We start from the raw sequence: 13,083 nt of genomic DNA on the forward strand, positions 1-13,083 counted from the left end.
TACAAATTTAGAAGTTTTGTATTTAGAGGTTTTGATTATGGCACTTCACAGCAACTTCATACACCTACGATATGGTGTATGAAGTGATGCGGTGCTATGTAACAATGGTACGGAGGTTAATAAAAAGGGAGGAGTACTCTTGAATACAGTTGCATTAAACGATTTTATTTCTTATTCAAAGGTTAATGACAGCGTTATTAACAAGTTCAAGAATATAATTCCAAAAATTCTGATCTCAATCTGGGAAAAACACGGATTGGGCACCTTTATGAACGGATATATAAAGGTTATTAATCCCGATGATTATCAAAGCATTGTAGACAGCACCTGCTGTACCTACAAAAAGTAGTTCCTATTTTTGTAACTGCTTTTGGTGATATTATCACACTCGAAAGTGGCGAATACATAGGCATTTTGTATTATCGCTACGGAAAATTTGAGCTGCTGCTAAAGGATTTTGATTTCTTTTTAAGCCGCCTTACAGACAGGAGCTTTGTTAACGAATTTTTTTCCTTAAATCAGTATTATAAAGCTATTAACGAACATGGAATGTTGTTGTATAAAGAGTGCTTTGGCGATACCACCTTATTAGCGCTCGGTGGCAAGCACACCACCGAAAGTCTGAAAAAAGTTCAGATACAAGAGCATATAGCGCTGATAAATTCGTATTCGGGCACAATAATGTAAATCCGTTATGTCTGACATCTTGCAGTTTATTGTTAAGTGAGTAATCGGCAATATGTTATTTAAAGAGAGAGGGAACAAGATGTCAGACAACGAGATTTAAACCTAAATTTGATAGTACCTCATATGTTTTAGTAGTATCTGCGCTTTGTGTAGGTGCCACTTTTTTATGCTTTTATAATCTTTTTGCAAATGTGGGGGTAATATTAATAAATTGTGGTTTAACACACAAAGTTTAGCTTAATAAATTAAAAATTTCAGTCAACCCTTTTTAAAGGGTTGCGGGTTTGGGCAGAGCCCATAAAATAATAAAAACATACTAATTTTAATAAAAAAAGAACCAGTTGCAATTATATTGTAGAATAACTAAACTTTAGATTAATCAAGATTTTAGCTGAAAGCAAAAGTAAAGACTAATTAGTGGCAGAGAGCAAGAAAGTTGCACTTGAGTATCAGTAGAGAAAAGATATTCTAAAGGAAACAAGAGTTTGCGTGTGTGCCTAATTTGCCCTTGAAAAGTGGCAAATTAGTAGTTTTAGTAGCGTGGCTTTTTTTATTATGCTTTCGTTTTAAAAGGCTCTCGCCGTTGTGTTCAAGCCGCCAAACGGCCAAGCCGTTTGCCTATCAAAATTTACAATAGCATAAAGTATTTGTGGGCGTTGCCCACACCCACAACCTTTCAAAAAGGTTGACCAAACTTTTTGAAAGGTTGGAAAGTTTAACATTTGTCTTACTTTGATGCCCGACCGAAAGTATGCTAAACCATATTTTAACCAACTTTTGATAAAGAACCTTTATAATCAAAACTCGCCAAAATCCAAAAAGTCGAACACAAAGCAAAAAATATTTGTTTGTTTTGGTCAAAAATTCAAAAAATCGAAAAAATTAATAAACAAACTTTACTTGCAATTTATGTGCAATTTGCCTTTTTACTTTACTATTCCTACAAAAACAGCAATAAGCCCTTGATTTTGTGGTGATTTTAAGTATAATAATAGAGTAGTAACTATATATAGTTACCGTAACATAGTTGAAATGTGCCTGTTACGAACGGGCTTCATTTTCATAAAACACACAATACAAAACAGACCGTTTGCCAGCGGTCTGTTTTGTGCTATATAGAGTATAAAGAACTTAAATGGATCTATGCTGACTGTTGAGTAGTGACGCTATTTTAAAAAGTTTAGCATACTATAAAGCTTTCTTTTGGGAAAAAGCGGCTCTAATAAAAGTTGTCACTCGGTTTATAAAGTTTTTAAGTACAAATATTTATATAAAATTATACTATGAACTTAAAAATAAGTATGCTATAATAATACTCGTAAAGGAACGGTGGCGGCTGTTTCAGCTCCCTTGCGAAAGGGGGTGAGTGTCTTAATGACTGATGTAATTTTATTACTTACATTCGCTGTTGTATTATCAGCAGTAAATGAAATCATAAAGAACATAAAAAAGAAATAACCGCCCTGTGTTGCAGCACAAGACGGTTAAGTTAAAAAATTAAACCTATTGTAAGCGAAACAGCTAAAGCCGTTCCTTTTCACCTATATTATACACCAACAACAAGTTAGTTGTCAATAGAATAGATTTCAGAAATATGGCGGAGTACGGAAACCTTTTCAGCTGTACCCCTGATAAAATTGAGAAAGTTTGCTGTAAATTACTTGTATTAAAAATCCACGCATCAAACAAGCGCTTGGCGTAAGCATTAATATTATAAATAATTTTGGAGATGCTTTTATGAAAATAACATCTAAAAGCATATGTGAAAAATTAGGCTTTGATGTGTTGAGTTATGAACCCGAATGTCCGGGTTATGAAGATGACTCAAAACTCTCCCATTTTCAATACTTTTATTAGACGAATCACTTTTTTAGTGATTATCTGACAGAAAAGCAAAAAGATACTAAAACCGCTCCGTAAAAAGGGCGGTTTTGTTATTTTAACTTGCTTTCAACTTGTTTTTAATACTTAAAAAGAATTAAAACAGCTTGCTTTCAGAATTTAGCACTTCTAATAAAGATAGGTAGTTGAGTTGAAAAGAAAATATCTGTAATAATTGCCGATTGTCCCTGATGTAAAAATTGTATTGAACAAGCAGATAAGAACCTCATTTAGCTTGAAATTATTTAACAAGCTGACTAACATTTTTAAAATTTAAAGCAGTTTTAGGCGGTGTTTTGCGATAAATATAAAAAGAAAAACCGCACCCAAACGCCTAAAAAACGGCTTGGTTATGCGGTTTTTGCTTTGGAGCTGGTGAACAGACTTGAACTGTCGACCTACTGATTACGAATCAGTTGCGCTACCAACTGCGCCACACCAGCAAAATGTGAATACACATCTATTATACAACCGAAATTTAAAAAATTCAAGACCTGAGGGAGAATATTAAAAATAATATTTGCAGTGATTTATATTCACATTTGTGGAAATTAAAACTACTTTGTATTATAATAAAAATATATGAAAAAATATTAATAATTCATTTATGTTTTATATACAAAGGATGTGTAAAATTGACTAATCACGAAAGAAAAAACAATTCTTTTGCGCTAAGACTTAAATTGCATCGTGAGAGTTGCCATCTTACTCAGCAGCAGGTTGCCGATATTTTAAATATTAACAGAACCACATACACAAAGTACGAAACTGGCGTTTCTGAGCCGAGCCATGAGGTTCTCGGCAAAATTGTTTCTATCTTTGGCGTTGATTACAACACGCTCCTCGGCAAGGGCAAGCTTACTCCGGTGGTTCAGGATCCGTTTGATAACGAGTTTAGGCTCAATAATCTTTCAAATGATGAAAAGATGCTTGTGATTGCGTACAGGGTGATGTCTGATGAAGACAAGAAAAGTATCCTTGACAGCGCAAAAGAAAGGGTAAAGAGAGAAAAGGCAAAAGGTTCTGATGAAAATTCCGATTAATCTTTGAGCTTTTGCTGATTTTTTTGGTGGGCAAACAGCAAAAATACTAAGTTTTTTGCAAATTTTTCTTTACATTTAATTTCCTTTGTGTTATAATCAATTTGTTGACCACTGCCTCGGAACAAGGGTTAAGCCGTATTTCGGATTTTCACAGCCTTACTCTGGGACGGTTGGCGAAATATTTTATAAAGGTGGAAACGCAAATGTTAAAAGAAGAAAAGCAGGCTATCATGGCCGAGTACGCTACTCACGAAGGCGACACAGGTTCTCCTGAGGTACAGATTGCTCTCCTTACAAAGAGAATTAATGACCTTACCGAGCACCTCAAGGTTCACAAGAAAGACCATCACAGCAGAAGAGGTCTTCTTAAGATGGTTGGTCAGAGAAGAAGTCTTCTCAACTACCTCATCAAGGTAGACATCGAGAGATACCGTTCTATCATTGCAAGACTTGGTATCCGTAAGTAATTTTGCAAATCAGGGCAAGCGTCAGCTTGCCCTAAATTCCGTTTTTGCGTAAATTTTCTCAGCTGTATTTTAGCGGTAAAACGGGTAAAAAATCGTAAAAAATCTTATTTTGGAGTTCTTTGTCTAAAGTTGTGGCTAAAGTTTAGAACTCGTTAATAGTTATTTTAAGTCAAAACTTACTTAGTAAAGTGCTGTAAACGGCGACACCTCATCTGACATTTTCTACGGAAAATGTCATCTTCCACTCGAGTGGAAGGCTTAAAGTATGTTAAGTTTTTAAATAGCGTTATTACAGAATAATTTTTTATCGGTTTTATTGCTAAAACAGCGTGAAAATCCGCAAGATATTATTAAAGAAATCACTGATTTCAGAAAGGATTTTTACAATGAACAGATTAATGACATTCGACAAATACAGAGTGTTTGAAACAGAATTTGCCGGCAGGCCTTTAAAGGTTGAAACAGGCAAAATGACACAGCTTGCAAACGGTGCTTGCCTTGTGCATTATGGCGACACAACAGTTCATGTTGCTGTTACAGCATCTCCAAAGCCAAGAGAGGGCGTAGATTTCTTCCCACTCTCAGTTGACTATGAAGAAAAAATGTATGCAGTAGGCAAAATTCCAGGCGCTTACTTAAAGCGTGAGGGCAGACCGTCTGAAAAGGCTATCCTTACAAGCCGAGTAATTGACCGTCCTATCCGTCCGCTTTTTGACAAGAGTATGAGAAACGATGTTTCTATCGTTTGTACTGTAATGAGCGTTGATATGGACTGCTCACCTGAAATTACAGCTATGATTGGTGCGTCAATCGCAATTTCAATTTCTGATGTTCCGTGGAACGGCCCTATTTCGGGATGTTCTGTCGGTATGATTGACGGCGAGTATATCATTAACCCAACCGAGGAGCAGAGAGCTGTTTCTAAGATGGCTACTACCGTTGCGTCTACAAGCTCAAGAATTGCTATGATTGAGGCAGGCGCTGACTGCGTTACAGATGATGAAATGTATAACGCAATTATGGCAGGCCACGAGGCAAACCAGAAGATTATTAAGTTTATTGAGGATATCAAGGCAGAAATCGGCAAGCCTAAGTTTGAGTTTGCAAGCCTTGAGCCTGACCACGATATGTTTGAGGCAATCAAGGCATTTGCTGAGGAAGATGTAAAGGTTGCTCTTGATACCGATGACAAAACAGTTCGTGACGATAGATTAAAGCCTATTTACGAGGCGGTTCACGCAAAATTTGACGAGATTTATCCTGACAGTGAGGCTCTTATTGACGAGTGTCTTTACAAGACACAGAAGTTCATCGTTCGCCGTTGGCTGCTTGATGAGCAAAAGCGTGTTGACGGCAGAGGTATGGACGATATTCGTCCGCTCGCATCTGAGGTTTCTGTACTTCCGAGAGTTCACGGTTCGGGTATGTTTACAAGAGGACAGACACAGGTTCTCACAATCGCAACCCTTGGCCCTGTATCAGACAAGCAGTTGCTTGACGGTATTGACGGCGAAACAGAAAAGCGTTATATTCACCATTACAACTTCCCGAGCTACTCAGTTGGCGAAACAAAGCCAAGCAGAGGCCCGGGCAGAAGAGAAATCGGTCATGGCGCACTTGCAGAGCGTGCACTCGTTCCTGTTATTCCGCCTGTTGAGGAGTTCCCATATGCATTAAGACTTGTATCTGAGGTACTTTCTTCAAACGGCTCAACTTCGCAGGGTTCTATCTGCGGTTCTACACTTGCACTTATGGACGCAGGTGTTCCGATTAAAGCTCCTGTTGCAGGTATTTCTTGCGGCCTTATCACAGAGGGTGAGCGTTGGATGACAATGGTTGACATTCAGGGCCTTGAGGACTTCTTTGGCGATATGGACTTTAAGGTTGCAGGTACACACGATGGCATTACAGCTATTCAGATGGACCTTAAAATCAGCGGTCTTACACCTGAAATGATTAAAGAGGCTCTTGCAAAGACACATAAGGCTCGTAACTACATTCTTGACGAGGTTATGCTCAAGGCTATCCCAGAGCCAAGAAAAGAGCTTTCACCATATGCTCCTAAGATGTATACAACTACAATCCCTGCCGAGAAAATCAGCGAGGTTATCGGTAAGAGCGGTAAGGTTATCAAAGAAATTCAGGCTGAGTGCGAAGTTAAGGTTGACATTGAGGAAGACGGCGATTACGGCAAGGTATTCGTATCGGGCATTGACGCTGACAAGTGCAACAGAGCTATTGAGATTATCAAGACTATTGCTATTGATCCGGAGCCGGGCGCAATGTACCTCGGCAAGGTAACAAGACTTATGGACTTTGGCGCATTCGTTGAGATTGCACCTGGCAAAGAGGGACTTGTTCACATTTCACAGCTCGATGTAAAGCGTGTTGACAAGGTAACTGATGTTGTCAATGTTGGCGATGTGATTCGTGTAAAAGTAATGGAAATTGACGAAAAGGGCAGACTTAACCTTTCTCGCCGTCAGGTTCTTATAGATGTAGACGGACTTACTCCTGAGAACGATGTAGATACAGAGAGAAAGCCACGCCCACGCAGACCTTTTAACGAGAGAAGAAACAACGGCAGAAGATAATTTGCTGAAATAAAAATAATTATAAAAACTCCGCTTTGGTAATACAGAGCGGAGTTTTTGTATGGTATAAATTTTAGCTTACTAAATCTAAAATTCAGGTCAACCCTTTTTAAAGGGTTGCGGGTTTGGGCAGAGTCCATAAAATAATAAAAGCACACTGATTTGAAATATAAGTAAACAGTAATAATTATATAATAGAAAAACCAAACTTTAGACTACTCAAGACTTTAGCAGAAAATAAAAGTCAAGATTACTGAGTGGCTGAGAGTAAGAAAGTTACACTTGAGCAGTCTTAGAGAAAAATATTCTAAAGGACACAATAAGTTTGCGAGTGTTGCTGATTTGCCCTTGAAAAGTGGCAAATTAGTAGTTTAGTAGCGTGCTTTTTCTTTGTTGCTGTCGCAATTTAATGGATTTCGCCGTTATGTTTAAACCGCCAAACGGCAAGCTGTTTAGCTATTAAAATTTGCGGTAACATAAAGTATTTGTGGGCGTTGCCCACAAATACAACCTTGAAAGGGCTGACCAAACTTTTATATTCGGGACAGAAGGTTTAGCATTTGTCTAACTTTGTTGCCCGACCGAAAATAATTTAACCTAAAAATGCACCGAAAGCATTATGCTTAGCGGTGCATTTTCTTTAATATTAAATTATCCCACGCTATATATTTCCAAGCTGTCTATTTTGCCTGAAAGGTAGCGCTGAATTTCTGTTACATTATTAACTGAAATTGTTTCGTAATAGTGGGTTACAGCCGAATTTTTATACTGAAAATCATTAAATTCAACATTGCCTGTTATGAAATTCTGCAACAGTGTTACATCGTTAATATCTACCTTGTTGTCAAGATTAATGTCGCCTGCAATCAAATCGTCAATATTAGTATAGGTTTGCTCCATATCCGGCGACTGTGTGTTGAGGTCTACAAACTTAATTTTGTTGTTGCTTGCGTATTTTTCGGCGGCGGTTGATGAGTAGCCGTTAATTACATAGTTCGGATTTTTTATAATTGAATAATTCTTATTGCCGAGCGCATAATTCAAATATCCAATCGCACTATTTCCTATGTATTCAACATTTTTGCCAATTAATATTTTTTCAAAACTACAGCCTGTGAAAGCAAAATCATCAATATATTTTACGCTTTCGGGCAGGTTGATTTCTGTAAGTGCTTCGCAGCTTTCAAAAGCATTTTTACCGATTTTTTCTACATTATTTCCGAGCTTTACAGTCTTGAGATTATACCTATAATTTGCAAACCTATCGGGAATTTCTTTAATACCGTTTCCGATTACAAGGTTCTCAAGGTTGAATACCTGTTTTATTGATACATTTTCAAGCGTAACAAGACTGTCGGGGAAAATGAGAGTTTTAATGTTGCTTGTGTCGGTTGAATTTAAGAAAGTTTCGGAAAGTTCGGTTACAGGCTGTCCAAGATATTCTGACGGAATTTCAAATGTTTCGGACGGTGTGTAGTTAATTGAAATAAGAATTAGCGACTTATCCTTAAGATTAACTCTGTAATTGTAGTTATTGTCTTTGTCGACATAATCAATATTCAAAAGTACAAAATTGTTATCCGTCAAAGAATTCTTATCAACATAGTAGTATTTATCGGATTTGGTCAGCTTAACGGTTTCTGAAGTACAGCTTGTTACAGTGTGGAGCAATGAAGAAACTCTGATAAAATCGTCCTGCATTTCAACAAAAATATCACTGTTGGCTGGTGTTGGGAAAAAGTAAAGATTGCTCGTCTTAGAGTTTGCATTGTCAAATACCGACAATCCGTTTGTTGCGTAAACCCTATTGTTGCTTAGATTGCAGTAGGAGAAAATCGACTGAATTGCAAAAGCTAATTCACCTGCGTATTGACCGTATATTGTGCAGTTTTCAACATTGCAGTACGATGCAACCGAGTACCAAAACTCGCCGCTGATTGCGCCCGAAGACTGGGTGCTTGAGTAGTAATCGTAATTTACCACGCAGTTTTTAACGGTGCAGTTTAGTATTGTAGCGTATTGAGCATATGCACTGAGAATGCCGCTCCTGCTTGCAGGTGCAACATCCGCATTTTCTATTGTAAGGTCTGTTATCTTTGCGCTTTGCAATGAGCCAAACAAGCCGCTCATTGTATTTCCGTAAGCACTAACAGAACTGATTTTTATGTTTTTTATTGTGTGATTATTGCCGTAAAAATCAGAAGAAAAGTTGCCCTCGGCATTGCAGATAGGGGATACCTCTTTGCCGTAATCGGAAAAGTCAAGGTCTGCGTTCAGACTTATTTTTTGCGGAATATATCCCGATTTATTGCTGATTTCAACCAATTTTAGATAATCGTCAATATTGTTTATCTCATACGGAGTGTCAATAGCTTTTTCGAAATAATACTTTAAAAGAATAACAGCGTTATTAATATCCTGAACCGAGCAGGCAGTGTCGGTCAAAAGTGCCTTTGATGCAGTAATTTGATTGTTGAGCAGCTGAGCGTATTCCTCATATTTGATTTTGTCTTTGTCTATGTTTTCTGCATCTGTAATTGCAGATTTTAGCTTGTTGATTGTTTCGCTGTTATCGGTATATGAAGTAAATGCTTTTATGGACGCATAAGCCCTTGTTTGTTTTTGTTGTGTAATCACATCCTGCCATTTACCCGAACTGAGAACATAGCCGCTTTTTTCTTTGCTTAATTTGCCCACACACTCCGAGCTTGAAAAAGACATAAAGCTGGAATCGTTATTAGCCTCAATAACAACAGAGAATTTCTGACCTGAGGCGAGGTAAACATTATCCTTTACATCAAGGTAGTGGATACCGTTGTTGTTGATTTTTCCGCTGAATGTGGTGAGCAGCTTGCCGTCTTTTGGATTTGTAAAATCAGCGTCAAGTGCATAGACCGAGGCTGTATAGTCGTAAGCGCCTATTGTCTTAAAGCTGATTTGCTTTAACTGCTCATCGGACTCGGCGGTGAATACATTTGCCGCACCGTTATAGTTGTAACCAAGACCGTCGGTTACAATGCAGTTTTGATATTCGTTGTCGTATGCGTCATTTCCCTGCATTATGTACTGAGCAAAGCTGATGTTTGCGGTATCGTAAGAAATCCATACATAGCCGTCATCTCCGTAGCGGTCGCCCCAACTGTTTTTGCAAAGCCATGCGCCATCATTTTTCGGCTTAACCTTTCCCGTAAAATTATCTTTGCTGTAATTATCATCCCATCCAACAATTACAATTAAATGTGAATCGCTTGTTGGAATACAGGTATCGTCACTGTAATAGTTTGCAAAATCAGATGAATAGCATTCATTTATGCTTGGATAGTGAACGGTAATTGCACCGCCGCCCATTATTTTAGATTTTAATGTATCTCGGTCGTTGCTGAGTTCGCTATAATCCTTTAGCCTGTAATCGGAGTAATGTCTTAAAGTATCCGAAAATCCGTCTTTAATGCTGTCATACGGGCAAAGACTTTGCGGATATGTACCGTAACCCGAATTTAAGGAAATGGCAAGCGTTTCCGAAACTCCGCCATTGCTGCCCTTTGATGCATCGTTTATATAATCATTATAAAAGGGCGACTCCTTGTCAACTGTTCCGGAGTGAATGTACCACACCAAGCCTGCCTCCGAAAGGTCGAGCTTTTCGTTCGGGTTTTCGCCAATCTTATTTCTGAGTTCGCTTTGCGAAAGTATGCTCGACTCCATAGACGCCACAGAGGCAAATGCCCAGCAATAGCCCTCAGAGCCTTGGCTTTTCACCTTTGACACCCTGCCGTAATCTCTCAAGTCGTAAGATTTCGGAAGATTGTTTTTTGCATTTCCTGTATCGTCATTAAGCTCTTCAAGCGAAATTTCGTTTTTGCTTTCGTCATACAAAACCTTTTTGCCGTCCTCAATCTTTTCGTAAATCGCCTTTACGGAGTCGGTGTAATCGCTAATAGTGGCGGCTGAAAACACTGTTGAACAGCAGCCTGCCGTAATGAGTGCCGACAGCAGAACGGATATATATTTAATTGACCTTTTCATTTTATTCTCCTTTGCGTTATATTTTGATAATTATAACATTAATTTTTCTTATTTACAATCTATTTTGAACAAATGCTAATACAAAATAAGAATGGTTTGTTTTTGTCATAATTAAATATACAATTAATATAATGACGAAATAATGACAAAATTAAAAATGTAAATATAATATTGATATTTATGTTTTGTATGATATAATATTTCAAAGAAACCCCCAAACCCTTGATTTTATAGGGTTTGGGGGTTTTTCTGTTACTAACCTGTTACTTGTTCAAAGTAATAAATTTATTGTGTCCTTCAATTCATCAAGTGTTTTATGGGTGTAAACCCTTTCACCAACATCCTTTGATGTATGCCCCATCAACAAATCAATACACCTTTTATTTGCACCGGCTGAATCCAATCTTGACCTGAAAGTGTGTCTGCATTCGTGCGGTGTATGGGACATTGACAACTGTTCCATTATCTGATTCCAAAAGATATAATATTGAGTTGCTGACAGTTTCTTTCCCTTATATGAAAACAAGAATTTATTTCCTTCTGACATTCTGCTTCTGACAAAGCCTTGAATCTTTGGATGAATTGGAACAATGCGGTCTTTTCCTGCTTTTGTCTTGATACCACCTTTGATGGTCATTTCTTCAAGGTTTACATTGGCACATTCAATGGTTGTCATTTCACCTATTCTGAAACCGGTATAAAGGAAGAACAAAACTGAATCCACCCATTCTTGGTCAGAGATATTCCACACCGCTGTAATTTCATCTTCAGTGAATGGAACTTTGCTTGATGGTGGAATTGGTGCTGCTGAAATCAATGCTGAATTGCATTTGTTGATGACATCCAATTCCATTGCAAAGCGGTCAAGTTGACCAAATAAATTCTTGATTGCACCTTGGGTTGAATAACCATATCCGCAGTTGTCAATGACTTCTTGCATCTGATAGGCTTTGATATTCTTGTATGGTGCATTATGAAGTGCAGATGCGTGTTTGAATGCTGATTTATGACTTGATGCAGATGACTTTGACATCTTTGAAAAGTCCCTTTTTGACCACTTTTCAAATAGTTCCTTCATTGTTATCTTTGACAAATCCACATCAAAAGGATTTCTGTTGTATTCTGCAAGGGCAATCATTGCTTCCTGCCGTTCTGCAAAATATCCAATCACTTTATAAATTGGATAGCCTTTGTCATTCCATCCGGAAGTCTTTCTTGCACAATATGGTTTTCTTCTGTTCCCGGATAATTTAACAACAGAACCATAACCATTTGGATTCTTCATAGCATTTTACCTTTCCATATTGATTTTCAAGGCAAAATGTGCTATAATATTTATACCAAATTTCACCTTGAATTTTTCGTGTTTTCATCGTTGAATTTGGGGTTTAACCCGGAACCGGTTGGTGTTGCAGCACTGACCGGTTCTTTCTTTTTATAGGTAACAGGGTAACAGGTAACACATACATTCTATATTCTTTTATTTTTAGGGGTGTATGAATTATCAGACCTATTAAAAATCAATTTTTCAAATAAATATCAAGTGTTACCTGTTACCTGTTACCTTTTATTGTCTGAATAATTTTCTTGATAACCCAATAAATGCCATAGCAGACTGCATAAATCATCCAAAAGGACAGGACACAGACATACCACATCATTTGGAATATCAAAACGAACATAAGAACTAACCACATCCACCATATATTGGTCTTTGTGATTCGCAATCCTGCACCAATGCGGAATTTACTTTTACCTAACATTTTACCTAATGAAATAAACATAATTAAATCAACCTTTCAATTTATGTATTTTTGAATTGCTGTTAAATCTTCAAGGGTTTCAATTGCTTTAGTCTTTCCGGATTTGTTCAAGGTATTGAACAGTTGCAGAATTTTCACTGAATCTTTTCCAAATAATTTCTGCACAGATTCAATGACTTGGACTTCCGTTTGAAGTTGCTGATGTGCATTCAACTTTTCATCCCACATCTTCTTTTGTTCTTCCGTTGCAGCGGTTGGTTCATACCCGATGATTTCACAAGGTGTCACACCAAATATTTTTGCAAAGGCAATAATTTTGGACTGTGGTAGGTCTGCTTTGCCCAATTCAATTTTGTTTATGGATGACTTGTGTGAATATCCCATCAGTTCAGCAAGTGTTTCTTGGGTCATCCCCCTTTCTTCACGCATCATTTTAATAATCTGCCCGGTTGTCATATATGCAAAACCATCCTTTCTTACAATATGATTCTACTGTATTATAGCACAAAATAGAATGAATTTCAACTTTTTCAGAAAAATTTTCTAAAAAAGGTTGACACACATTCTACTTTGTGCTATAATACTTTAGTCACGGTAGAACAAAATTCTACCAAATGACACT

At 37.5% G+C, this 13,083-nt stretch carries 8 protein-coding genes and 1 tRNA gene; 5 read left to right on the forward strand and 4 right to left on the reverse strand.

What is annotated here, in order from left to right; all coding sequences use genetic code 11:
* Positions 1-139: 139 nt before the first annotated feature.
* Both DXC23_RS00895 and DXC23_RS00900 read left to right on the forward strand, forming a co-directional pair.
* Complete coding sequence (locus DXC23_RS00895; protein ID WP_158552386.1) at positions 140-349, forward strand: GAD-like domain-containing protein; 210 nt, start codon at positions 140-142, stop codon at positions 347-349.
* 65 nt (positions 350-414) lie between these two features.
* A complete protein-coding gene (locus DXC23_RS00900) occupies positions 415-687 on the forward strand; it encodes a T6SS immunity protein Tdi1 domain-containing protein (RefSeq protein WP_158552387.1) in 273 nt (90 codons plus the stop codon).
* 2,248 nt (positions 688-2,935) lie between these two features.
* On the opposite strand, the gene DXC23_RS00910 is transcribed toward DXC23_RS00900, so the two are convergent.
* Positions 2,936-3,011 (reverse strand) — tRNA-Thr (locus DXC23_RS00910).
* Positions 3,012-3,203: 192 nt separating this feature from the next.
* On the opposite strand from DXC23_RS00910, the gene DXC23_RS00915 reads away from it, so the two are divergent.
* The 3 genes from DXC23_RS00915 (at position 3,204) to DXC23_RS00925 (ending at position 6,672) form a co-directional block, all read left to right on the forward strand.
* On the forward strand, positions 3,204-3,611 hold the full coding sequence (locus DXC23_RS00915; protein WP_158552388.1) for a helix-turn-helix domain-containing protein: 408 nt from the start codon (positions 3,204-3,206) through the stop codon (positions 3,609-3,611).
* A gap of 203 nt (positions 3,612-3,814) precedes the next feature.
* Positions 3,815-4,078, forward strand: coding sequence for a 30S ribosomal protein S15 (rpsO, locus tag DXC23_RS00920; RefSeq protein ID WP_022233876.1), 264 nt, complete (start codon positions 3,815-3,817; stop codon positions 4,076-4,078).
* Positions 4,079-4,464: 386 nt separating this feature from the next.
* On the forward strand, positions 4,465-6,672 hold the full coding sequence (locus DXC23_RS00925; RefSeq protein WP_117704340.1) for a polyribonucleotide nucleotidyltransferase: 2,208 nt from the start codon (positions 4,465-4,467) through the stop codon (positions 6,670-6,672).
* A 651-nt stretch (positions 6,673-7,323) separates the two neighbouring features.
* On the opposite strand, the gene DXC23_RS00930 is transcribed toward DXC23_RS00925, so the two are convergent.
* The 3 genes from DXC23_RS00930 to DXC23_RS00945 form a co-directional block, all read right to left on the reverse strand.
* Positions 7,324-10,698, reverse strand: a complete 3,375-nt coding sequence (locus DXC23_RS00930) for a C1 family peptidase (protein WP_117704341.1) — start codon at positions 10,696-10,698, stop codon at positions 7,324-7,326.
* A 271-nt stretch (positions 10,699-10,969) separates the two neighbouring features.
* A complete protein-coding gene (locus tag DXC23_RS00935) occupies positions 10,970-11,983 on the reverse strand; it encodes a tyrosine-type recombinase/integrase (protein WP_117704342.1) in 1,014 nt (337 codons plus the stop codon).
* 514 nt (positions 11,984-12,497) lie between these two features.
* Positions 12,498-12,917 (reverse strand): helix-turn-helix transcriptional regulator, encoded by a 420-nt coding sequence (locus tag DXC23_RS00945; RefSeq protein ID WP_117704344.1) that lies wholly within the window; start codon positions 12,915-12,917, stop codon positions 12,498-12,500.
* Positions 12,918-13,083: the final 166 nt, after the last annotated feature.

It is taken from the genome of Eubacterium sp. OM08-24, from assembly GCF_003438075.1.
Lineage (GTDB): Bacteria > Bacillota > Clostridia > Oscillospirales > Acutalibacteraceae > Ruminococcoides.